Genomic DNA, 23268 nt, shown 5'->3' with positions numbered 1-23268 from the left:
TTCAACTACCCCAATTGCCGATTTCCGCTGCGTGCCCTTCGCCACCCGCTACGCCATCGGACCCGAGGGAATACAAGTCATAGCCGCCATCCGCCGATTTAACACCGGGATTGAGGTACTGATAGGGCGTGCCCCACGGATCAACGGGCAAGGATTTCAGGTAACCCTGAGGGTTCCAGCTCCTCGCCGCCGGCATTCCGGAAGGTCGCTTGCTCAAGGCCTCCAGCCCCTGTTGCGTGGAGGGGTAGTGGAAGTTGTCGAGACGATACATTTCCAGGGCGGTGCCGATGGCCTGGAGATCGACTTTGGCCGCGGTGACTTTGGCCTGATCGGGGCGGCTCATGAACTGCGGCACCACGATTGCCCCCAAAATGCCGATGATGACTACCACCACCATGATCTCGATCAGGGTAAAGCCGTGCTGGGAAGTTCTGTGACGTAAAGCGTGCATGGTCAATTCACCAATTGGTTGAGGCTGAGAATCGGAAGCAGAATGGCCAGGACGATCAGCAACACGACGCCGCCCATCAGCACGAGCATCGCGGGCTCGAACAGACTCACCACCAGGGCAATTCGCGCCGCCAGGCTGCTTTCCTGTTGTTCGGCGGCGCGGGCCAGCATGCGATCGAGTTCGCCCGCCCGCTCGCCACTGGCGATCATGTGCAGCATCATCGGCGGGATATCGCCGCTCAATTCCAGGCCATGGGTCAGGGTTGCGCCTTCGCGGACCGAGCGGGCGACATCGGTCATTCGCGCACGGATGGTCAGGTTGCCGATCACGGCAGCGGCAATTTCCAATGCGTCGACCAAAGGCACGGCGCTTTTGCCGAGGATGGCCAGGGTGCTGGCAAATCGTGCGGCCTCCATTGCGCGCAGCACGTCGCCAAAAACCGGGACGTTCAACGCCAGGCGATGCCAGCGCAGGCGCCAGGCTCTTTGACTCAAGCTCCAGCGCCAGAGGGCGACCAGCAGCGCCAGCGCAGCTATCAACAACAAGCCATGGCTACGCAACCCGTCACTGGTACGTATCAATGCCCGCGTCAGCCACGGCAGCGGTTGGCCGCTGTCGACGAAAATCTTCACTACGTCGGGCACCACGTAACCGAGCAGAAAGCCGACGATGACCACGCTGGCCGACATCAGGATCAACGGATACACCAACGCCATCTGGATCTTTTGCCGTGAGGCCTGGCGAGCCTGGGTATACGCGGCCAATTGCTCCAGCACATGGCCCAGATGGCCGGAACGTTCGCCAGCGGCCACGGTGGCACGGAACAGGTCGGGAAACGCCTTGGGAAACTGCGCCAGCGCATCGGCGAGGGCATGCCCTTCCATGACCCGACTCCTGACCATCGACAGCAAACTGGCAACCCGACGCTTGGCACTCTGTTTCGCCACGGCCTCAAGAGATTCCTCCAAGGGCAATCCGGCCTGAACCAGCGTGGACAATTGCAGTGTCAGCAGTGCCAGGTCGGCGGCACTCAAACGCCCTGCGCTGCCTGGCTTGTTTGTGCCACCAACGACCCGGATTTCCTTCAAGTCCCGCGGCCACAACCCGCGCTCACGCAACAGTTGCCGAGCATGACGGGGGTTGTCTGCCTCCAGCCGTCCCTTGCAACGGCGACCCTGACCGTCATCGGCCCGGTAATCGAATGTCGGCATGACCTAGTCCTCCCGCGTCACGCGCAACAACTCGTCGAGACTGGTCAGCCCGTCCAGCACCCGTTGGCGGCCGTCCTGGAACAGACTGCGCGACATCTGGCGGGCCTCGTTGGCCAAGGCTTGTTCACTGGCCCCCTGGTGAATCAGCGATGCCAGTGACGGTGTCACGCAGATCAACTCATAGATGCCGACGCGCCCGCGATAGCCGTGCTGACACTGCTCACACCCCACGGCCCGGAACAGCTGCAGCGATGCGGTGCCGAGCCCCAGGCGCTGGCAAGCTGTTGCATCGGCGCTGTAGGGCACCTTGCAATGAGGGCACAAGGTGCGCAGCAATCGCTGGGCTAGAACACCCACCAGCGACGATGCCAACAGGTAGGCATCGACACCCATGTCCGCCAGGCGAGTCACCGCACCGACCGCACTGTTGGTGTGCAGCGTCGAGAGCACCAGGTGACCGGTCAGCGAAGCCTGGACGGCAATTTCAGCAGTCTCGCGGTCACGGATTTCGCCGACCATCACCACATCCGGATCCTGACGCAGGATCGCTCGCAACCCCCGGGCAAAAGTCATGTCCACTTTGGGGTTGACCGGCATCTGCCCCACGCCCGGCAGGTGGTATTCGATGGGATCTTCGACCGTAAGGATATTGCGGGTCTGGTCATTCAGACTGTTGAGCGCGGCGTAGAGGCTGGTGGTCTTGCCTGAGCCGGTGGGCCCGGTCACCAGCAAAATGCCGTGCGGTTTGCCCAGCAGGTGGCGCAGGTTCCGGAGGATGTCCTCCGGCATGCCCAGACGCGACAACTCAAGGCGCCCGGCCTGCTTGTCGAGCAAGCGCAGTACCACCCGTTCGCCGTGTGCCGAGGGTAGGGTCGAGACCCGCACATCGACTTCATGCCCGGCCAGGCGCAAGGCCATTCGACCATCCTGGGGCACACGCTTTTCAGCGATATCCAGGCGCGCCATGACCTTGATGCGCGATACCAGCAGCGTTGCCAATTCACGTCGGGGCCGGAGCATTTCGCGCAACTGCCCGTCGACCCGCATGCGCACCGACAGGTACTGCTCGAACGTTTCCAGATGCACGTCCGAGGCGTGTTCGCGCATGGCCTCGCTGAGTAATGCATTGATCAAACGGATGATCGGCGCATCGCCCTGCTGCTCCAGCAAATCGGCGGTTTGCGGTACCTTGTCCACCAGGCTGAGCAAGTCCAGTTCTTCGTCCAGCCCTTGGGCGACCTGCTCGGCGGCGCTCTGGCCTTCGCGGTAGGCGGCGGCCAGGCGGGTCGCAAAAATATCAGGGGTGAGCACCTGCAGCGACAGCTCGCGAGCGCATGTCCGGCGAGCTTCCGCCAGGGCGGTGAGCGGCGTATCGGCCCGCACCGCAAGGCTCGCCTTGTCGCCTTCGCTCTCCAGCAGCACGCCGAAACGACGGGCAAAACCGAAGGGCAGTGGTGGGCAACCATCGCTCGAATGGGTCATGGCGTCTGCGGTGCCGGCTTGCGCAGGTCGAACACGGGCGCCTTGGAAACCGGTTCGAACAGCTGACGCGAATCTGACGGCAGCAGCAACGAGTTGTTATCCCGCGCCCCCGCCTGGCTCAAGTCGCGCAGTGCGTTGTAACGCTGCTGGCTGATACCGTTCAGGTCTTCCTTGCTGCGTACAATCGTGGGCCGCAAGAACACCATGAGATTGCTTTTACTCTGGGTGTCTCGGTTCCAGCGAAACAGAGCACCCAGGTAAGGAATATCCCGCAGTAACGGCACCCCGCTTTTTTGTGTTCTTACGCTGTCTCTGATCAGCCCGCCAATGACGATGATTTCGCCATCGTCGGCCAGGATGGTGCTCTTGAGTGCACGCTTGTTAGTGATCAGGTCCGAAGAATCGATGCCTGATACCGACGGCGCGATGTCCGACACTTCCTGCTCAACCTCCAGCCGCAGCGTCGAGCCTTCGTTGATGTAGGGCTTTATCTTCAGGCTGATTCCCACGTCCTCGCGGGTGACTGTGGTAAACGGATTATCCGCCCCATTACTGTTTGTGGCGTAGGAGCCGGTCTTGAACGGGACGGTCTGGCCGACGATGATGTGCGCTTCCTGATTATCCAGCGTCAACAGGCTGGGCGTAGAAAGCAGGTTGCTGTGGGTATTGCTGGCCAGGGCCGAAATCAATGTGCCAAAGCGATCACTGCCCAGGCGTAACAGCGCGCCTTCGGGTGCGGATTTCTTCTCGTCGAAATCCAGGCCGCCGACAATCGGGATATCGGTGCCGGGGAAGTTGATGAAGCCTTTCGCGTCGCCGGTACTGAAGCCCCATTGCACGCCAACCGCTTCAGCGATGTCCCCGGAAATCTCGACGATGGCGGCATGGATCAGCACCTGCGCGCGCGGCTGGTCCAACTGACGCACGATGCTTTCAATGGTCCTGACCTGCTCCGACTCGGCGATCAGCACCAGCGCATTCTGGCTTTCGTCAGCCTTGATCATGAAGGCAGTCCCGGTTGGTGCGTCCTTATTGCTGCCAAGGGTTGGGGCCGTTTTTCGGCCCTGCCCCATGCTTTCCAGAATCTCGGCCAATTGCTTGGCGTCGCTGTGACGCAGGCGGATCACCCGAGCGTTGTCCGGAGCCGCCGTGGCAGGAACATCGAGACCGCGCGCCAGTTCGGCCAAGCGTTGGCGAACGGCTGACGGGCCAATCAGGATCAGCCGATTGGTTCTGCTGTCGGCCAATACCTGGACCGCGTTCTCGGCAGTGCGCTTGCCCAGGGAGGCTTCCATGACGGAGGCCACGTCACTGGCCTGGGCGTGACGTAACTGCACTACGGCGTGCATATTGTTTTGTCCAGAGTCCAGCTGGCGGATGACTTGGACGATGCGTTGCGCATTGGCTGCCGTTTCCGTGACCACCACTGCATTGGCCGACACGGACGGCCCGACATAGCCGTTGACCGAGACCAAAGGCCGGACCAGCCCGGCGATATCGGCGGCACTGCCATTGTTCAGCTCGATCACTCGAGTGACAAATTGCGAGGGCGTAGCGTTCTTTGCAGCGCTGCTGCCAGCGCGAGTCCTGGCTTCTGTCACTGGCGTGATCAGGATGCGGTCACCTTGGTCGATCACCGTGAAGTTGTGGGCGTCGAGCACCCCGTAGAACAAGCGGCGCACGCCTTCGCGATCAAGGGCTTGCCGAGACACAACGGTGATGCGTCCGGAGACCCTGGGATCGAGCACCACGGTGGTCCCCAGAATGCCGGAGATTTCTTCAACGATGTCGCGCAACTCAGCGTTGTTCATCGCCAGCTGCCACTTTTCCTCAGCTGCCTGCAACGCGCCCGGCAAAGCCAGACTCGCCAACACGACAAGGAAACGCATCGAGCGCAAGGCCTGCGCGCCAATGAAACTGTTCATTATGTTGATTACTCTGACGGCCCGGAAACCGGGCGTAGAAAACGCGTGGAAACAGCGGGAGCCTGTGTGTCGCCGGGTGACTCGAGCTTTCGCAGGAACCGCGCAACGGACGGTCGCAGCGTTAGTCGCTCTTCGCGCCCCTTGTTCCACAGCACCACTTGATTGGCCTCGACGCGACGCAGCACGCTGCCACCGGGCAAACGTTCGCCCACCTGATACACACGTGAACCTTGATCATCGGCGAGCAACGCTCTGGACACGCCGCCGCTCAAGACAAAACTGGCCTGCAAGGTCAGCGGTTCGGCACTGGCGAGCAATGAGGCTCCTTGGGTCAGGCCGAGCACCGACGCCACCGCACCAGCATCCAGCGGTACATGGGCGGGACCAGGGATTGGCGCCGCCATGGGTAGCGGCGGCGCGGCAAGGCGCTCCCGAAAGTGCCACTCCTGCCAGATCAGCAGCGCTGCATAACCCAACGGCATGACTACCAGGCCGAAACGGCTCAGCACCCGCCACGAATTCTTCATGAGTAGTTCACTCGAGCCGTTCGATAACCTGAATCCGTCATTTGCAACTCGAAAAAAAGAGAACCTCCAGGCGACCTTCACAGATCACCTGGAGTACTGCGCGATAGACTTAGAGTTTGTCCCAGGCCATGTGCCAATGCGCACCGATGCCAGGTTCAAAACCATTGGCAGTCGGGCTGTATTGCTTGCAATAACCGGACTCAGGGAATGGCTTGCACTCAAAGACTTCGTTGGTCTTCGGCTGCAGTACCTTGGTACCGGCGGTGTACTCGCCAAGGCCTTGCGGGAACACAAAGTCGTAATCGGCGCCCGCGCCTTCGCCGGTCAACTGGGTTACCTGGGTGTCCTGGCGGGTGGTCCGGCCATCCAGGGTGGTGCCGACCAGGGTCAGGGTGTGCTTGCCAGGATTGCTGCGAACATCCATCGCCAACCAGGTCGGGCCGCTGCCCACTTGTGTGGAAGTGGAGCCGACCGGCTTGTTGCTCTCATCGAACAGCGTCGCTTCGACGTTCATCTTGCGATTGGACAGGATGCTGAACTCGATCTTGGCCAAGCCTTTGTCCAATACGTACTCAGCTTGCTGGGAAGCTACCGACAGACGAGCCGCGGCATCTTCCTGCATGTTCAGTTGCACTTCGTAGCGTGTCACGCCGCTGTCTTTTTGCGCGTACACGCTGTTGTTGCCCTTGACCGGCTCGATCTTGCCGTTTTCATCTCGAACGCCCGCACGCACAAGTGTGTGCGCTTCATTGATGGCTTCTGCCAACTTGAACGACCAGTTGTTTGGCGAGCCTTCCTCGGCACTATTGATGGGGATCTCTATGCTGTATTCCGGGCTCTCGCCATTGGCGGAGAATGCACGGGCCCTGACCTTGTCACCGACCAGCAACGAAGTCGATGGGGCGATGCTGCCTACGGAAGACCAACCACCCGGAAGCTCCGGCTCTGCAAGGATGTTTACATCCCCCACGTTATAAAACGCTGCATCGGTATCACCGACCGTCCAGATCGCCAGGATGACATGCTGCCCGGATTTGTCCGCGGGGATGTTGCAGTTGTGTTTGGCTCCCGACTCCGGTTTCTGGTTGCCGCCGTCAATGGTGCAGAACGGCGCACTTTCAAAGGTGGCACGCTTGAGTGCTTCGTTCGGGTTCCAGCCGTTTCGGGTGATGAAATACTCATGTTTTGTGGCTGGATGCACAGCGGTGTAGCGCCACTGGAAATCGATGTTGCGTTCCTTGATTTCCGTCATATGCCAACGGGTGGCTGATTGCGCGTCCAGCGCGGAAAACAGCGAGTGACCGCCACTCGGGATCTTGCCATCCACCGGCCCTTGCAGAGGCGCGCCGCCCACTCCCGCTGGAAAACCCTTGAAGGTTTCACCAACGCTTTGCGGTTCGTATTGGGCGCCACCGCACTGGGTGTTCAAGCCTTTCTGGCAGGCTAATGCGCGCGAGGGTGGCACTTCCAGATAGCCATGCGCGGAAACACTTTGAGAGGCGAACATTGCCGATAACAGGATCATTGAAGAAGTGCAGGCGGCCAGCGCACTTCCCTTGTAGTAAGCATTTTTCATCCAATAAATTCCAGACTGCTTATCGAAATAAGGCGTGCATTGCAGACGCCTTTAATTGCAATTCTGCTCACCACGGGGGAGCACGAACCGTTCAATCTACTTGGATGAAAGAACTTTATATGTAGGGAAAATCTCTACTTCCTGCAGGATTAATCCGCTTAGACGTTATCTGATACAGAATGAGAAAAAACCTTACAGAGAAAATATTTAAACTAGTTACGAAACTAAAAGTATAAAAAAACCCGTCCTGCGCTAGGCCGGACGGGTTTTAAACAACTTAAACGCAGTTATTCGTGATACTGCGCCGACATCTCATGCACGGCGCGCAAGAACGCACCCGCATGTTCCGGATCGACTTCCGGAGTAATGCCATGGCCGAGGTTGAACACGTGGCCGCTGCCTTTGCCGTAGCTGGCCAGGATACGCCCGACCTCAGCGCGAATGGCTTCAGGCTTGGCGTAGAGCACGGTCGGGTCCATGTTGCCTTGCAGGGCAACTTTGCTGCCGACACGCTCACGGGCGCTGCCGAGGTCGCACGTCCAGTCCAGGCCCAGCGCGTCGGCGCCAGCGTCGGCAATGCTTTCCAGCCACAGGCCGCCGTTCTTGGTGAACAGGATGACCGGAACCTTGCGGCCTTCGTGCTCGCGGATCAGGCCGCTGACGATTTTGCGCATATAAGCCAGGGAGAATTCCTGGTACGCCGCCGCCGAGAGGCTGCCGCCCCAGCTGTCGAAGATCTGTACCGCTTGCGCGCCGGCCAGGATCTGGCCGTTGAGGTAGCTGGTGACCGTCTGCGCGAGCTTGTCCAGAAGCAGGTGCAAGGCTTGCGGGTTGTCGTAGAGCATGGTTTTGGTCTTGCGGTAGTCTTTCGACGACCCGCCTTCGACCATGTAGGTAGCCAGTGTCCATGGGCTGCCGGCGAAGCCGATCAGCGGCACGCGGCCGTTCAGTTCACGGCGAATGGTGCTGACCGCGTCCATCACATAACCCAGGTCTTTCTGCGGATCAGGAATCGGCAGGGCTTCGATGTCGGCCAGGGTGCTGACGACTTTCCTGAAGCGCGGGCCTTCGCCCGTTTCGAAATACAGGCCCTGGCCCATGGCATCGGGAATGGTCAGGATGTCGGAGAAGAGGATCGCCGCGTCCAGTTGCGGATAGCGGTCGAGCGGCTGCAGTGTGACTTCGCAAGCGAACGCCGGGTTCATGCACAGGCTCATGAAATCGCCGGCCTTGGCACGGCTGGCGCGGTATTCAGGCAGGTAGCGACCGGCCTGACGCATCATCCACACGGGAGTGACGTCTACGGGTTGCTTGAGCAGGGCGCGCAGGAAACGGTCGTTCTTCAGGGCAGTCATGTCGGCATCCGGAAAAAAAGTGCGGGCATTTTCTCAGAGCCGGACGCAAAAGGCACGAATGCACGTCAGCCTTTTGTCTATCGGGTCAATTTGTCGCGCTGAAACGCGACATTCGTATCACCACCAAACGACTGTGGGAGCGAGCCTGCTCGCGAAGGGGCCTGTAACATCCAACATTGATGTTGACTGACAGACCGCTTTCGCGAGCAGGCTCGCTCCCACAGGGGTATTGCTTTTGGCTCTAGAGCGGGCTTAGACGCCCAGGTAATCCAGGATCCCTTCGGCTGCATTACGGCCTTCGAAGATCGCCGTCACCACCAGGTCAGAGCCGCGAACCATATCGCCACCGGCGAAGATTTTCGGGTTGCTGGTCTGGTGCTTGTACTGACCCTGTTCCGGAGCTACTACACGGCCCTGGCTATCGGTCTGGATGCTGAACTGCTCGAACCACGGCGCAGGGCTCGGACGGAAACCGAAGGCGATGACCACGGCGTCGGCCGGGATGATCTCCTCGGAGCCCGGGATCGGCTCGGGGCTGCGACGGCCACGGGCGTCCGGCTCGCCGAGACGGGTCTCGACCACCTTCACGCCTTCGACCCTGTCTTCACCGACAATCGCGATCGGCTGGCGGTTGTAGAGGAATTTCACGCCTTCTTCCTTGGCGTTCTTCACCTCTTTGCGCGAGCCCGGCATGTTCGCTTCGTCACGACGATAGGCACAGGTCACCGACTTGGCGCCCTGGCGGATCGAAGTACGGTTGCAGTCCATCGCGGTGTCGCCACCGCCCAGTACCACGACCTTCTTGCCTTTCATGTCGACGAAATCTTCCGGCGACTTTTCGAAGCCCAGGTTGCGGTTGACGTTGGCAATCAGGAAGTCCAGGGCGTCGTACACGCCCGGCAGGTCTTCACCGGCAAAGCCGCCCTTCATGTAGGTGTAGGTGCCCATGCCCATGAATACGGCATCGTATTCTTCGAGCAGTTGCTCCATGGTCACGTCCTTGCCCACCTCGGTGTTGAGGCGGAACTGGATGCCCATGCCGGTGAAGACTTCGCGGCGATTGCTCAGCACGGTCTTTTCCAGCTTGAACTCGGGGATGCCGAAGGTCAGCAGGCCGCCGATTTCCGGGTTCTTGTCGAACACCACCGGCGTCACGCCACCGCGTACCAGCACGTCGGCACAGCCCAGGCCCGCCGGGCCCGCGCCGATGATCGCGACACGCTTGCCAGTCGGCTTGACCTTGGACATATCCGGGCGCCAGCCCATGGCGAACGCCGTGTCGGTGATGTACTTCTCCACCGAACCGATGGTGACCGCGCCGAAACCGTCGTTCAGGGTGCAGGCACCCTCGCACAGACGGTCTTGCGGGCACACGCGGCCGCAGACTTCCGGCAGGGTGTTGGTCTGGTGGGACAGCTCGGCGGCCTGGAGGATATTGCCCTCGGCCACCAGTTTCAGCCAGTTGGGAATGAAGTTGTGCACCGGGCACTTCCATTCACAATACGGGTTACCGCAACCCAGGCAGCGGTGGGCCTGGTCGGCCGACTGCTGGGGTTTGAACGGTTCGTAGATTTCCACGAACTCTTTCTTGCGTTGACGCAACAGTTTCTTCTTCGGATCCTTGCGCCCGACCTCGATGAACTGGAAGTCATTATTCAGACGTTCAGCCATTTTAAAACCTCATCAAACTCTTCAGGCGCATATCACTGCGGGTTGGCACGGGTGCTGGAAAGCAACGATTTCAGGGAGGCAGCCTTGGGCTTGACCAACCAGAAACGACGCACGTAATCATCGAGGTTCTCGGCGAGTTCACGACCCCACTCGCTGTCGGTTTCCTCAACGTACTCGTTCAGCACGCGTTGCAAATGGCTACGGTAGGCTTCCATCGCCTCGCCGCTGATCCGCTGGATTTCCACCAGTTCGTGGTTGACCCGGTCAACGAAGGTGTTGTCCTGGTCGAGCACGTAGGCGAAACCGCCGGTCATGCCAGAGCCGAAGTTATAACCGGTCTTGCCCAGGACGCAGACGAAACCACCGGTCATGTACTCGCAGCAGTGATCGCCAGTGCCTTCCACGACGGTGTGGGCACCGGAGTTACGCACGGCGAAACGCTCGCCCGCGGTACCGGCGGCGAACAACTTGCCGCCCGTGGCGCCGTACAGGCAGGTGTTGCCGATGATGGCACTGTCCTGGGTCTTGTAGATGCTGCCCTTTGGCGGAACGATCACCAGCTTGCCGCCGGTCATGCCCTTGCCGACGTAGTCGTTGGCGTCACCTTCCAGGTACATGTTCAGGCCGCCGGCGTTCCATACACCGAAGCTCTGGCCGGCCGTGCCCTTGAAGCGGAAGGTGATAGGCGCATTGGCCATGCCCTGGTTGCCGTGCTTACGGGCGATGTCGCCGGAGATCCGCGCGCCGATGGAACGGTCGCAGTTGCAGATATCCAGTTCGAACTCCGCGCCGCTCTTGTCGTTGATCGCCGAGGTGGCCATTTCGACCATTTTCTCGGCCAGCAGGCCTTTGTCGAACGGCGGGTTACGCTCCACACCGCAGAACTGTGGCTTGTCCGCCGGCACGTGGTCGCTGCCCAGCAACGGGGTCAGGTCGAGGTGATGCTGCTTGGCGGTCTGGCCTTCGAGGACTTCCAGCAGATCGGTACGACCGATCAGCTCTTCGAGGGAGCGCACGCCCAGCTTGGCCAGCCACTCACGGGTTTCTTCGGCGACGTAGGTGAAGAAATTCACCACCATGTCGACGGTACCGATGTAGTGATCCTTGCGCAGCTTCTCGTTCTGGGTCGCGACGCCGGTGGCGCAGTTGTTCAGGTGGCAGATGCGCAGGTATTTGCAGCCCAGGGCGATCATTGGTGCGGTGCCGAAGCCGAAACTTTCAGCGCCGAGGATGGCTGCCTTGATCACGTCGAGGCCGGTCTTCAGGCCGCCGTCGGTCTGCACCCGGACTTTGCCGCGCAGGTCGTTGCCGCGCAGGGTCTGGTGAGTTTCGGCCAGGCCGAGTTCCCACGGAGCGCCCGCGTATTTGATCGAGGTCAGTGGCGATGCGCCGGTGCCGCCGTCGTAGCCGGAGATGGTGATCAAGTCCGCGTAGGCCTTGGCCACACCGGCAGCGATGGTGCCGACGCCCGCTTCCGCTACCAGCTTCACCGAGACAAGCGCCTTCGGGTTGACCTGCTTGAGGTCGAAAATCAGCTGCGACAAGTCTTCGATCGAATAGATGTCGTGGTGCGGCGGTGGCGAAATCAGGGTCACGCCCGGCACTGCATAACGCAGCTTGGCGATCAGGCCGTTGACCTTGCCGCCTGGCAGTTGACCACCTTCGCCAGGCTTGGCGCCTTGGGCAACCTTGATCTGCAGCACTTCAGCGTTGACCAGGTACTCCGGGGTCACACCGAAACGGCCGGTCGCAACCTGCTTGATTTTCGAGCTCTTGATGGTGCCGTAGCGCGCCGGGTCTTCACCACCTTCACCGGAGTTGGAACGCGCACCGAGGCGGTTCATGGCTTCGGCCAGGGCTTCGTGAGCCTCAGGCGACAGGGCGCCCAGCGAGATACCGGCGGAGTCGAAGCGCTTGAGCACCGATTCCAGCGGTTCGATTTCGCTCATGTCCAGCGGGGTATCGAGGGTCTTGACCTTGAGCAGGTCACGGATCATCGACACCGGGCGGTTATCCACCAGCGAGGTGTATTCCTTGAACTTGCTGTAGTCGCCCTGCTGCACGGCGGCTTGCAGGGTGTTGACCACGTCCGGGTTGTACGCGTGATATTCGCCACCGTGGACGAACTTCAGCAGGCCGCCTTGCTGGATCGGCTTGCGCGGGCTCCAGGCTTCGGTGGCCAAGGCTTTCTGCTCGGCTTCGATGTCGACGAAACGCGCGCCCTTGATGCGGCTCGGCACGCCCTTGAAGCTCAGGTTGCAGACTTCCTCGGACAGGCCGATGGCTTCGAACAACTGTGCGCCACGGTACGAAGTGATGGTCGAGATGCCCATCTTCGAGAGGATCTTGAGCAGGCCCTTGGTGATGCCTTTACGGTAATTCTTGAACACCTCGTAGAGGTCGCCCAGCACTTCACCGGTACGGATCAGGTCGCCCAGCACTTCGTAGGCCAGGAACGGATAAACGGCAGAGGCACCGAAACCGATCAACACGGCGAAGTGATGCGGATCGCGAGCAGTCGCGGTTTCCACCAGGATGTTGGAGTCGCAACGCAGGCCCTTCTCGGTCAGGCGGTGGTGTACCGCGCCGGTGGCCAGGGAGGCGTGGATCGGCAACTTGCCCGGGGCAATGTGACGGTCACTCAGGACGATCTGCGTACGACCGGCGCGCACGGCTTCTTCAGCCTGATCGGCGACGTTGCGGATGGCTGCTTCGAGGCCGACGCTTTCGTCGTAGTTGAGGTCGATGATCTGGCGTTCGAAGCCTGGACGATCGAGGTTCATCAGCGAGCGCCACTTGGCCGGGGAAATGACCGGCGAGCTGAGGATCACGCGCGACGCGTGTTCCGGCGACTCCTGGAAGATGTTGCGCTCGGCACCGAGGCAGATCTCCAGCGACATGACGATGGCTTCACGCAGCGGGTCGATCGGCGGGTTGGTCACCTGCGCGAACTGCTGGCGGAAATAGTCGTAAGGCGTACGCACGCGCTGGGACAGCACGGCCATCGGCGTATCGTCGCCCATCGAGCCCACGGCTTCGTAGCCTTGCTCGCCAAGCGGGCGCAGCACCTGGTCGCGCTCTTCGAACGTGACCTGGTACATCTTCATGTATTGCTTGAGCTGATCGACGTCGTAGAACGCCGAACCGTGGTCGTTGTCTTCCATGGTCGCCTGGATGCGCAGGGCATTCTTGCGCAGCCATTGCTTGTACGGATGACGTGACTTGAGACGGTTGTCGATGGCATCGGTGTCGAGGATCTGACCGGTCTCGGTGTCCACGGCAAAGATCTGGCCAGGCCCCACTCGGCCCTTGGCGATCACGTCTTCAGGCTGGTAGTTCCAGACACCGATTTCCGAAGCCAGGGTGATGAAACCGTTCTTGGTGGTGACCCAACGCGCCGGACGCAGGCCGTTACGGTCGAGCAGGCACACCGCGTAGCGACCGTCGGTCATAACCACACCGGCCGGGCCATCCCACGGTTCCATGTGCATCGAGTTGTACTCGTAGAACGCACGCAGGTCCGGGTCCATGGTCTCGACGTTCTGCCACGCAGGCGGAATGATCATCCGCACGCCGCGGAACAGATCGATACCACCGGTGACCATCAGCTCGAGCATGTTGTCCATGCTCGATGAGTCGGAACCGACACGGTTGACCAGCGGGCCGAGTTCTTCCAGATCCATCAGATCGTTGGCGAACTTGGTGCGACGGGCCACGGCCCAGTTGCGGTTGCCGGTGATGGTGTTGATCTCGCCGTTGTGCGCCAGGAAGCGGAACGGTTGGGCCAGCGGCCATTTCGGCAGGGTGTTGGTGGAGAAGCGCTGGTGGAACACGCAAATCGAGGTTTGCAGGCGCTCATCGCTCAGGTCTGGATAGAAGGCGGTCAGGTCCGCCGGCATCATCAGGCCTTTATAGATAATGGTCTTGTGCGAAAAGCTGCAGACGTAGTGGTCGGTATCGGCGGCGTTGGCCACCGATGAACGACGACGGGAGGTGAACAGCTTGACGGCCATGTCCTGGTCGCTCAGGCCTTCGCCACCGATGAACACCTGCTCGATCTGTGGCAGGCGCTCAAGGGCCAGGCGGCCGAGGACGCTGGTATCGATCGGCACTTTGCGCCAGCCGACCAACTGCAGGCCGGCAGCCAGGATCTCGCGGTTCATGTTCTCGCGAGCGGCTTCAGCCTTGACCGGGTCCTGGTTGAAGAAAACCATGCCCACAGCGTATTGCTTGGGCAGTTCGACGCCGAAGGTTTCCTGGGCGATCGCTCGCAGGAACACGTCCGGCTTTTGAATCAGCAGACCGCAACCGTCACCGGTCTTGCCGTCAGCATTAATCCCACCGCGGTGGGTCATGCAGGTCAGGGCCTCGATGGCCGTTTGCAAAAGGGTATGACTGGGCTCGCCCTGCATATGGGCAATCAGGCCGAAACCGCAGTTATCCTTGAATTCATCTGGTTGGTACAGACCTGCTTTCATAGACACTTTCTCACCAGGCTGCCCCTTATCGAGGCAAATTTCTTTTCAATTCAACCACTTACCATCCGCACCGAACGTACGCCAGCTTTGCGGGGGCAAAAGGGAGGTCATTGTACACACCGACACTTGGCCTCACAAATTTGGCGACGAAATGTCGCAAATCTATGTCGCATTCGTGAAAGGTTTAAAGCGATCTGCTGTGCTAGTCAAAACTTTTTTTAATTTTGACCGCTACGACTCAAAGACTACTGTGACGCAGACACCACAAGGCACGCAGCCCGAAAGGTTGCGCGCACTTGTAGAAATTTTGAGGTGCTTGGAGAGGCGGCCTGGGTAAGGCCGCCGAATCTTCAGCGAGTTGTTGCCAGTTCCTGTTGGACGCTGGCGACAGTGCGAGGCCAAGGTTTACCAGCCTGGACCTTCGCTGGCAAGGCCTTGATGGCGGAAACGGCTGCATCACGATTGGCGAAGTTGCCGTAGGTGATCACGTAGAGCGGTTTGCCGTTGAGGACTTTCTTGAAATAACGGTACTCGCCGCCTTGCTCCTTGACGAAGTTTTGTGCGGCGGTTTCCGAGCTGGTGCCGAGGATCTGCACCACGTAATTACCCGGTGCCTGACCGGCGTACCAGGTGCCACCGGCAGCCTTGGCGACGGTCGCTGGCTTCTCGGCCGGCTTGGCAGCAGCGGCGGCTGGCTTGGCTGGCGCCGGAGCTGGAGCCGGCTTGGCAACCGGAGCAGGCGCTGGCTTGGCGGTAGCGACCTGGGTCGGTGCAGGCGTCGGCTTGGCGGTTGGCGTTGGCGTTGGCGCAGGACCAGCCGGAACGCCCGCTGGCGGTGCGATCGTAGTCACGGTCGGTGGCGTTGCGCTGGAACCCTCGACCGGCACGCCGTCATCGCCCTCGGTAATGCCACCCGCTGCTTCGGCCAATGGAGCACGCATGACCGGTTGCGAATTGCCGACCAACGGCAATGGCGTAGGCTGCGTGTTGCCGGCGAATTCGACGGCCGGAGCACCGCCCGCCGAGCCCTGGCCAAGCGGCAGTTGCGCCTGTTCGTTGGCAGGCGCACCGGTGGTCGGTGTCTTGCTGCGACCAGGCATCAACCAGGCGGCGGCTACCGCGACCACAACGACGGCGGAAATCGCCAATACGTGTTTCTTCGGCATATTGAACCCCATACTTGGACGCTTCACCGCTGAGCGGCTGGCAATCATGGCTTCGATCATCGCATCGCGGGCAGCCTGGTTGATGTTGCCAGGCCAACCCTCGGAGCTTTCGTGAATATCAGAGATCTGATTTACAGTGAAAAGTTCGATACCCCGGCCGGCGCCTTCAAGCCGCTGCTCCAGGTATTCACGCGTTTCCTCTTCGGTGTAAGGCTGCAGCTCGATGACGTGGAAGCGTTCTTCCTCGAGTTGCAAAGCCTCAAGCTGAGCGATCATCGAGGACTCGCCGAACAGGAACACATGCGGACGGCCTTCCGGCGCACCCGCGCCCAAGGCCATCAAGGCTTCAAGCGCGGACTCGTCGAGCTGCTCGGCATCATCGACCAGCAGATAGACTTCCTGCCCAGTCAGAGCAAGCTGCACCACCTGTTTCAGAATTGCCCCGATCTCAGCCTGGGCAACGTCCAGTGCCTGGGCAACCTGGCGCAACACGCCAGCCGAATCACCCGCACCACGGGCGGAAACCACCACGCTTTGCACGGTCTGCTTGTTGGTACTGGCCACCAGGGCCTGGCGCAGCAGGGTCTTGCCACTGCCATGCGGACCTGTGACCACCAACAGCAACTGGCTGTAACGCGCCAGATGGTGCAACTGCCCCAGCACCGGCTTGCGCTGGGCAGGGAAAAACTTGAAGCCAGGGACCCGTGGAGCAAAAGGGTCATGACTCAACTGGTAGTGGCCGAGGAAAGCCTCGTCGGCATGCAAACTAGTCATCGCGTTCTTATTAACCTTTAAGCTGAGCCAGGGCGCGGTAATCCGCTCCCAGCGTGGCCTGTAGAACCTCTTTCGGATAATCGTCGGTCACTACCGCTTCGCCCATGTGGCGCAGCAGCACCAGGCGCAAACGACCGTCGATCACTTTCTTGTCAATTGCCATGTGTTCGAGAAAATCGGCCGGGGTCATCTCTTCAGGCGGAATAACCGGCAGGCCGGCACGCTGGAACAGGCGAATGCCGCGGTCGCGCTCCTGTTCGCTGATCCAGCCCAGGCGCGCGGACATCTCCAAAGCCATGACAGTGCCAGCAGCCACCGCTTCACCATGTAGCCAGACACCATAGCCCATGTGGGTCTCGATGGCGTGACCGAAGGTGTGCCCCAGGTTGAGCGTTGCCCGTACACCAGTTTCTTTCTCGTCGGCGCCGACCACGGCCGCCTTGGCCGCACAGGAGCGCTCGATGGCATAGGTGAGGGCTTGCTGATCCAGGTTGCGCAGGCGGTCGACGTTGTCTTCGAGCCAGGTCAGGAACGGCTCATCGCAGATCAACCCATACTTGATGACTTCGGCCAGGCCGGCGGACAGCTCGCGGGCCGGCAGCGTATTGAGGGAGGCGGTGTCGATAAGCACGACGTTCGGCTGATAGAAGGCGCCGACCATGTTCTTGCCCAGCGGATGATTGATACCGGTCTTGCCACCCACCGAAGAGTCAACCTGCGACAGCAGCGTGGTCGGAACCTGGATAAAATCGACACCGCGCTGGTAGCAGGCTGCCGCAAAGCCGGCCATGTCGCCAATCACGCCGCCACCCAGGGCGATCACCGTGGTGCGCCGATCGTGCCGCGCGGTCAGCAGACCGTCGAAAATCAGTTGCAGGGTTTCCCAGGTCTTGAAGGCCTCGCCGTCGGGCAACACCACGGAAATCACCGAGAACTGCGCAAGGCTGCGGGTCAGGCGTTCGAGATAGAGAGGCGCAACGGTTTCATTGGAAATGATCGCCACTTGCCGTCCGCGAATGTGCGGGGCCAGCAGCTCAGGCTGGTCCAACAAACCTTCGCCAATATGAATCGGGTAGCTGCGCTCGCCTAGATCGACCTTGAGTGTCTGCATGTGTCCCCACAGTGAAGATGGAATCAGGCAACCTGCCTTGGGTTAACGAATGTCTACGGCCACCGCGGGTGTGACGTCGCTCGATGGCCATTCGCCACAACCTCGAGCGGTCATGGCAGGAGGCCGAGGATAGCGCATTTCGTGCGACGCTTTAACGGGGCGGCAATTGCTGCAAACGCTCCAGGATATCGAGCACGACCATTCGCGGCGGTCGTTCATCCGTTTCCACCACCAGATCGGCGATTTCCCGATAAAGAGGGTCGCGAATGGCCAAAAGGTCCCTGAGGGTCTTGGCCGGATCGGCTGTACGCAACAATGGCCGATTGCGGTCGCGTGAAGTGCGGCCGACCTGCTGCTCGACGGAGGCATGCAGATAGACCACACGTCCGCCAGCGCGCAGCGCCCGACGATTGGCCTCGCGCATGACCGCGCCACCGCCTGTCGCCAGCACCACGCCGTCGTAATCGCACAGCTCGGCAATCATTGCCTGCTCGCGCTCACGAAAGCCCGGTTCGCCTTCCTTGTCGAAGATCCATGGGATATTGGCGCCCGTGCGTAATTCAATTTCCTTATCGGAATCTTTGAATGGCAAGCGCAGCTCTTTGGCCAGCAATCGGCCGATGGTGCTTTTTCCAGCCCCCATCGGTCCTACAAGTATCAAATTTCGCACAGAATCAACGACTCACAGCAATCGCCTGGTTATTCATGATACGCGGTGTGAGAAACACCAACAGCTCGGATTTTTTCTCCGAAACCACGTCACGCCGGAAAAGGCGGCCAAGATACGGCACATCGCCAAGAAATGGCACCTTATCTACAACCTTGCTTTGAGTATTTGAGAAAACACCACCAATGACGATGGTCTCGCCATCGTTGACCAGGACCTTGGCATTGACTTCGTTTTTCTTGATCGGCGGCACATCCTGGACCTTGTTCAGGTAATCCGGCTCATCCTTGGTGACCTTGACCTCCATGATGATCCGGTTGTCCGGCGTGATCTGCGGCGTCACCTCCAGCGATAGCGAAGCCTCTTTGAACGAGACCGAAGTAGCGCCGCTGGAGCTGGCTTCCTGGTAGGGAATCTCGGTGCCCTTGAGGATCTTTGCGGTTTCCTTGTCGGAAGTGACGACCTTGGGTTGCGAGACGATTTCGCCATTGCCGGTCTTTTCCATGGCCGTCAATTCAAGGTCCAGCAAGACGTTGTCGGTGATGAAGGCGATGCCGATGCCCGATGTGTTGTTGGCGACCCCCAGGTCGACGAACGGCGAGCTGGTGCTACCGCCGTCGCTGGTGCCGTTACCGACTCCCGAGGCATTCCAGTTGCCTTTGTTCTGTATTGAGCCTCCCCAACGCACGCCAAGGCTCTTGTCGTAGTCAACGTTGGCTTCAACGATACGCGCCTCGATCATCACCTGACGTACCGGAATATCCAGCTGCGCAACGATGCGCCGCAGTTCGTCGAGCCGGTCCTGGGTCTGGTAGGCAATGATGTTGTTGGTGCGTTCATCGACCGTGATCGATCCCCGTTCGTCGGCTTTCGCCTCGGCGTTGGTCACCGACTGGAACAGTTTGGCGATATCGGCCGCCTTGGCGTAATTGACCTGCAACAGTTCCCGACGTAGTGGTGCCAGGTCGGCAATCTGCTTTTGCGACTCCAGCTCCTGGCGTTCACGGGCGGCAATTTCGTCGGCCGGAGCGACGAGCAACACATTACCCAGCTTGCGCTTGTCCAGGCCCTTGGTTTTCAGTACCAGGTCCAGCGCCTGGTCCCAGGGTACGTTTTGCAGGCGCAGGGTAATTCCCCCCTGGACCGTGTCACTGGCGACGAGATTGAGGTTGGTGAAATCGGCGATCAGTTGCAGTACCGAGCGCACGTCGATGTCCTGGAAATTCAGCGAAAGCTTTTCACCGCTGTAGGCATTGCGATCGGCGTTGCGCTTTTGCAGGTCGTCGACCGTCATCGGACGAATGCTGACAGTCAGCTTGTTGTCGGTCTGGTAGGTCGAATAGTCAAAGGCACCGTTGGGTTCTATGGTGATGGTCGCCTTGTCCCCCGTGGCACTGGCATTGACGAATTGCACCGGTGTGGCGAAATCCTTCACATCCAGGCGCACACGCAACGGCTCGGGCAATCGGGTCTTGTTGAAGCCGAGAACGATCTTGCCTTCGCGCTCCTGGATATCGGGTGCAATGGACGGATCCGACAAGTCGATCACGACATTGCCTTCGCCCTCGGTACCCCGCTGGAAATCCACCGCACGAATCGCTTTGCCTGTCGGTGCAACCGCGCGCGCCGGAACCGGGACCGGTACAGCAGCAGCGGCCGCTCTTGGCGCACGGCTTTTACCTCCCTGCCCGACGACCACAAACAGGTTATTGCCTTCGACCCGCATGTCGTAGGGGCTCAACTGGGTCAGGTTGATGATCAGCCGCGCACGATCCTTGGCCTCCACCACGGTCGCGCTGCGGGCATTGCCACTGCCCAGGTCGCGAGTTTTGCTCGCCAGCTGACTGACGACACCGGGCAAATCCAGGGCAATCCGGGCAGGAGAGTCCGTTGTATAACCACGGGGCGTCGGAGGCGGTTGGTCGAACACCAGCTTCAACTCGACGCGATCTCCCGGCAATGCGGCGACATCCAGCGCCTTGAGGTTGGCCGCTTGTACCATCGGTGACAGCAACGCTATCCATAGCGATACTCCGAGGGTGGAGAAAATCCTGTTCATTGTACGAGTTCCACTATGAGTGCTCTTTCAAAGGAAGGATCCGCGGCCGCTCCAGCCAGGCACCTTCGCCGTCAGGAACGATTTCTACCACTTCGACTTGCGAGCCACTGATGGCGACAATCCGGCCGTCGTTACGCCCCAGGTAATCACCGACTTTCAGCCGATGCACCCCACCAGCGCCGCGCAGCAGTGCAAAGGAGCCTGCCGCATTGGAAATCGTGCCGACCATTTCAAACTGCTCGATATTGAAACCCTCGAGGTACTGCTTGACCCGGCTGGGGTCAGGCTTGACGTTGCGCGCACCTTGTTGGTGTGCCAGATCGACCTTGACCTGCCGTGAAAACGGGCTACGCAAGTTGGCGGCGTTGTAGGTGAACGTCGGGTAAGACCGAAATGTCGGCGTTGGTTCAATTTTGCCCGGCGCCCGAAGGCGCATTTCGTTCATGTAGGCGTCCAGGTCGCTGAAATCATCGCCGCCGTCACAGCCAGCCAATAAGGCGACCAAAACCACTATCGAACAACCACGTAGCGGGCTCATCAATTCAGTCCCTTGTCGTTGTAGCGGTAAGTCCTGGCCAGGATGCTCATGCGCAATTTCGGTCCGTCGTCTGGATTGACCGGCGCGAGGTCGAAATCATGCAGGGTGACGATACGCGGCAACCCGGCCACGCCACTGACAAAAGTGGCCAGGTCGTGATAGGCACCGGTGACCGTGATCTTGATCGGCAGTTCGATGTAGAACGGCTGGGTGACCTCCGGCAACAGCTTGATCTCTTCGAACTCCAGGCCGCTGCCCAGCCCTGTTCGAGTGATATCTTCCAGCAGGCCTGGGACTTCAGTGTCGCTGGGGAGTTGCCGTAGCAGAACACCGAAGGCATTCTCCATCTCCTTCATCTGCTGGGAGTAAAGTTCCAGATTCGCCGCCATTTGGGATTTGCTGGCAAATTGCTCCTTGAGGGTCGACTCCTCCTCTCGCTTGAGCTCAAGCTGGTTTTCAAGCTCGCTCGTGGAAAAGTTGTAGCCGATCGACAGCACCAGGACCGCGACCACAATGCCCATCAGGACTTTAATCGCGGGTGGCCAGGCCCCCATGTTGTGAGTATCCAGATCGTTGATATCGATCCTGCGCAACCCGTCGAGCCATTCGGACGGACTCATTCGCCATCCTCCACGGCCGCGGTCCGGGTTTGACGAACGGTCAACTGAAAAACATTGGCCTGGTCCAGTTGGCCCGAGGTCGTCGCCTTGACTTCAGTCAGGCTGGGCGCATCGAACCAGTCGGACGCCTCCAGGTTTCGCATCAGGTCTGAAACACGGTTGTTCGATTGCGCCGCCCCAGTGATGGACAAGGTCTTGCCCGTCATTTTGACTTCGGTGAAATACACCCCATCGGGCAAGGTCCGCGCCAGTTGATCAAATATTCGCCCGCTGATCGGGCGATTACCTTGCAAGTCCTGGATGATGCTCATGCGCTCGACCAATTGTTGGCGACGAGCCTTGAGATCGCTGATCTGCTTGATCCGCTCGTCGACCATGGCGATCTGTCTGCCGATGTAGTCGTTACGTGCAATCTGCCGCTCGATAGCTCCGCCGATGACCTGGTTGAGCACGAGCAAGGCGCCTGCCGAACCCAGCACTACAGCTGCCAGCACCACGAGGAAGCGCTTGCGCCGCTCTTCCCGTCGCTCTTCGCGCCAGGGTAATAGATTGATCCGCGCCATCAGTCGAAACTCCTGAGGGCCAACCCGCAGGCAATCATCAGCGCCGGCGCATCGCTGGCCAGGGCCACGGCATTGACCTTGCTGCCCAACGTCATGTCGCAAAACGGGTTGGCCACCAGCGTTGGCGTTCCCAATTGCTGCTCGATCAACCGCTCCAGACCGGGGATTGACGCAGTACCGCCGGCCAGCAGAATCTGGTCGACCGCGCTGTACTGGCCCGAAGCGAAGAAGAACTGCAATGAGCGCGATACTTGCTGTACCAGCGCTTCGCGAAACGGCTGCAGCACTTCGCCGACATAATCATCCGGCAAGCCGCCTTGTCTCTTCGCCAAGCCGGCCTGCTCAACGGTCAGGCCATATCGGCGCTGAATTGCCTCGGTGAGCTGACGGCCGCCGAACAATTGCTCTCGGGTATAGATAATCCGCCCCTCAAGCAGCACGCTCAGGGTGGTCATGGTTGCTCCGACATCGACTACTGCCACCAAGCGCCCTTGAGCGCCTCCCTGCTGGATCTTGAGCAAACCGAACGAACGCTCCAGGGCATAGGCCTCCACGTCGACCACGCGCGCAGTCAAGCCCGCCAGGGCCAGTGCGGCCTCACGGACCTCGACATTTTCCTTGCGACAGGCGGCAAGTAACACGTTGACCCGCTCAGGATTGCGCGTGGAAGCGCCCTGGACTTCGAAATCGATGGCGACATCGTCCAGCGGATAAGGGATGTACTGGTCGGCCTCGATCTTCAACTGGTCTTCCATCTCGTCATCGGTAAGGCCGGCATCCATTTCAATGGTCTTGGTGATCACTGCAGAACCGGCCACGGCCACCGCTACGTACTTGAGGTCGGTCCTGGCCTTGACCAGCACGCGCGCCAGCGCCTGGCCCACCCCATCGAGCTCGGCGATATTTTTCTCGATGACCGCCTTGGCGGGCAACGGCTCGACTGCGTAGGCTTCGACCCGATAGCCATTGCCCTGGCGGCTCAGTTCCAGCAACTTCACCGAAGTGGAGCTGATATCGATTCCCAGGAGCGACCTGGCTTTTTTATTGAAGAGTCTTAGCACTACCAATTCCCTATGACTTTCCGTGAGTTACGG

The 23268-nt window shown here is 60.1% G+C and carries 17 protein-coding genes; all 17 read right to left on the bottom strand.

What is annotated here, in order from left to right:
* Nucleotide 1: 1 nt before the first annotated feature.
* The 17 genes from gspG to AC3WWR_RS01400 all read right to left on the bottom strand — a co-directional run bounded on the left by gspG (nucleotide 2) and on the right by AC3WWR_RS01400 (nucleotide 23235).
* Nucleotides 2-451: a type II secretion system major pseudopilin GspG gene (gspG, locus tag AC3WWR_RS01480; RefSeq protein ID WP_020796164.1), complete on the bottom strand. Its 450-nt coding sequence runs from the start codon at nucleotides 449-451 to the stop codon at nucleotides 2-4.
* Nucleotides 452-453: 2 nt separating this feature from the next.
* Nucleotides 454-1662, bottom strand: coding sequence for a type II secretion system inner membrane protein GspF (gspF, locus tag AC3WWR_RS01475; protein WP_020796163.1), 1209 nt, complete (start codon nucleotides 1660-1662; stop codon nucleotides 454-456).
* Nucleotides 1663-1665: 3 nt separating this feature from the next.
* A complete protein-coding gene (gene gspE / locus AC3WWR_RS01470) occupies nucleotides 1666-3144 on the bottom strand; it encodes a type II secretion system ATPase GspE (protein WP_020796162.1) in 1479 nt (492 codons plus the stop codon).
* Nucleotides 3141-5069, bottom strand: coding sequence for a type II secretion system secretin GspD (gspD, locus tag AC3WWR_RS01465; RefSeq protein WP_492598414.1), 1929 nt, complete (start codon nucleotides 5067-5069; stop codon nucleotides 3141-3143). The genes gspE and gspD overlap by 4 nt, the downstream gene beginning before the upstream one ends.
* Nucleotides 5070-5077: 8 nt before the next feature.
* Nucleotides 5078-5596 (bottom strand): type II secretion system protein N, encoded by a 519-nt coding sequence (locus tag AC3WWR_RS01460; RefSeq protein WP_020796160.1) that lies wholly within the window; start codon nucleotides 5594-5596, stop codon nucleotides 5078-5080.
* Between the two features lie 109 nt (nucleotides 5597-5705).
* A complete protein-coding gene (gene gbpA, locus AC3WWR_RS01455) occupies nucleotides 5706-7172 on the bottom strand; it encodes an N-acetylglucosamine-binding protein GbpA (RefSeq protein WP_033044044.1) in 1467 nt (488 codons plus the stop codon).
* Nucleotides 7173-7459: 287 nt separating this feature from the next.
* Nucleotides 7460-8527, bottom strand: coding sequence for a uroporphyrinogen decarboxylase (hemE, locus tag AC3WWR_RS01450; protein WP_432668899.1), 1068 nt, complete (start codon nucleotides 8525-8527; stop codon nucleotides 7460-7462).
* Nucleotides 8528-8779: 252 nt separating this feature from the next.
* Nucleotides 8780-10198 (bottom strand): FAD-dependent oxidoreductase, encoded by a 1419-nt coding sequence (locus AC3WWR_RS01445; protein ID WP_020796157.1) that lies wholly within the window; start codon nucleotides 10196-10198, stop codon nucleotides 8780-8782.
* 32 nt (nucleotides 10199-10230) lie between these two features.
* Nucleotides 10231-14676: a glutamate synthase large subunit gene (gene gltB, locus AC3WWR_RS01440; RefSeq protein WP_020796156.1), complete on the bottom strand. Its 4446-nt coding sequence runs from the start codon at nucleotides 14674-14676 to the stop codon at nucleotides 10231-10233.
* A 350-nt stretch (nucleotides 14677-15026) separates the two neighbouring features.
* Nucleotides 15027-16616 (bottom strand): ExeA family protein, encoded by a 1590-nt coding sequence (locus AC3WWR_RS01435; protein ID WP_492598413.1) that lies wholly within the window; start codon nucleotides 16614-16616, stop codon nucleotides 15027-15029.
* A gap of 10 nt (nucleotides 16617-16626) precedes the next feature.
* A complete protein-coding gene (aroB, locus tag AC3WWR_RS01430; protein WP_020796154.1) occupies nucleotides 16627-17727 on the bottom strand; it encodes a 3-dehydroquinate synthase in 1101 nt (366 codons plus the stop codon).
* A gap of 151 nt (nucleotides 17728-17878) precedes the next feature.
* Nucleotides 17879-18397, bottom strand: a complete 519-nt coding sequence (gene aroK, locus AC3WWR_RS01425; RefSeq protein WP_032831512.1) for a shikimate kinase AroK — start codon at nucleotides 18395-18397, stop codon at nucleotides 17879-17881.
* A 4-nt stretch (nucleotides 18398-18401) separates the two neighbouring features.
* On the bottom strand, nucleotides 18402-20453 hold the full coding sequence (locus tag AC3WWR_RS01420) for a type IV pilus secretin PilQ (RefSeq protein ID WP_432668897.1): 2052 nt from the start codon (nucleotides 20451-20453) through the stop codon (nucleotides 18402-18404).
* 13 nt (nucleotides 20454-20466) lie between these two features.
* Nucleotides 20467-20991, bottom strand: coding sequence for a pilus assembly protein PilP (locus AC3WWR_RS01415; protein ID WP_033042554.1), 525 nt, complete (start codon nucleotides 20989-20991; stop codon nucleotides 20467-20469).
* Nucleotides 20991-21611, bottom strand: a complete 621-nt coding sequence (locus AC3WWR_RS01410; RefSeq protein ID WP_033042556.1) for a type IV pilus inner membrane component PilO — start codon at nucleotides 21609-21611, stop codon at nucleotides 20991-20993. The genes AC3WWR_RS01415 and AC3WWR_RS01410 overlap by 1 nt, the downstream gene beginning before the upstream one ends.
* The gene (locus AC3WWR_RS01405) at nucleotides 21608-22174 is read right to left on the bottom strand and encodes a PilN domain-containing protein (protein WP_020796150.1); all 567 of its coding nucleotides are present in this window, start codon (nucleotides 22172-22174) and stop codon (nucleotides 21608-21610) included. Before AC3WWR_RS01405 ends, AC3WWR_RS01410 begins: the two co-directional genes overlap by 4 nt.
* Nucleotides 22174-23235: a pilus assembly protein PilM gene (locus AC3WWR_RS01400; RefSeq protein WP_020796149.1), complete on the bottom strand. Its 1062-nt coding sequence runs from the start codon at nucleotides 23233-23235 to the stop codon at nucleotides 22174-22176. Before AC3WWR_RS01400 ends, AC3WWR_RS01405 begins: the two co-directional genes overlap by 1 nt.
* Nucleotides 23236-23268 lie beyond the last annotated feature (33 nt).

This window comes from Pseudomonas sp. EB271-G4-1, from assembly GCF_058791355.1.
This window is presented reverse-complemented; position numbering and strand designations above follow the sequence as displayed.

What these genes read in the sequence shown, in the direction of transcription:
- gspG (WP_020796164.1), bottom strand. Translation starts at nt 451, where the DNA reads ATGCACGCTTTACGTCACAGAACTTCCCAGCACGGCTTTACCCTGATC.
- AC3WWR_RS01460 (WP_020796160.1), bottom strand. Translation starts at nt 5,596, where the DNA reads ATGAAGAATTCGTGGCGGGTGCTGAGCCGTTTCGGCCTGGTAGTCATG.
- hemE (WP_432668899.1), bottom strand. Translation starts at nt 8,527, where the DNA reads ATGACTGCCCTGAAGAACGACCGTTTCCTGCGCGCCCTGCTCAAGCAA.
- AC3WWR_RS01445 (WP_020796157.1), bottom strand. Translation starts at nt 10,198, where the DNA reads ATGGCTGAACGTCTGAATAATGACTTCCAGTTCATCGAGGTCGGGCGC.
- gbpA (WP_033044044.1), bottom strand. Translation starts at nt 7,172, where the DNA reads ATGAAAAATGCTTACTACAAGGGAAGTGCGCTGGCCGCCTGCACTTCT.
- AC3WWR_RS01410 (WP_033042556.1), bottom strand. Translation starts at nt 21,611, where the DNA reads ATGAGTCCGTCCGAATGGCTCGACGGGTTGCGCAGGATCGATATCAAC.
- AC3WWR_RS01415 (WP_033042554.1), bottom strand. Translation starts at nt 20,991, where the DNA reads ATGAGCCCGCTACGTGGTTGTTCGATAGTGGTTTTGGTCGCCTTATTG.
- AC3WWR_RS01435 (WP_492598413.1), bottom strand. Translation starts at nt 16,616, where the DNA reads ATGACTAGTTTGCATGCCGACGAGGCTTTCCTCGGCCACTACCAGTTG.
- gspD (WP_492598414.1), bottom strand. Translation starts at nt 5,069, where the DNA reads ATGAACAGTTTCATTGGCGCGCAGGCCTTGCGCTCGATGCGTTTCCTT.
- AC3WWR_RS01420 (WP_432668897.1), bottom strand. Translation starts at nt 20,453, where the DNA reads ATGAACAGGATTTTCTCCACCCTCGGAGTATCGCTATGGATAGCGTTG.
- gltB (WP_020796156.1), bottom strand. Translation starts at nt 14,676, where the DNA reads ATGAAAGCAGGTCTGTACCAACCAGATGAATTCAAGGATAACTGCGGT.
- gspF (WP_020796163.1), bottom strand. Translation starts at nt 1,662, where the DNA reads ATGCCGACATTCGATTACCGGGCCGATGACGGTCAGGGTCGCCGTTGC.
- AC3WWR_RS01405 (WP_020796150.1), bottom strand. Translation starts at nt 22,174, where the DNA reads ATGGCGCGGATCAATCTATTACCCTGGCGCGAAGAGCGACGGGAAGAG.
- aroB (WP_020796154.1), bottom strand. Translation starts at nt 17,727, where the DNA reads ATGCAGACACTCAAGGTCGATCTAGGCGAGCGCAGCTACCCGATTCAT.
- gspE (WP_020796162.1), bottom strand. Translation starts at nt 3,144, where the DNA reads ATGACCCATTCGAGCGATGGTTGCCCACCACTGCCCTTCGGTTTTGCC.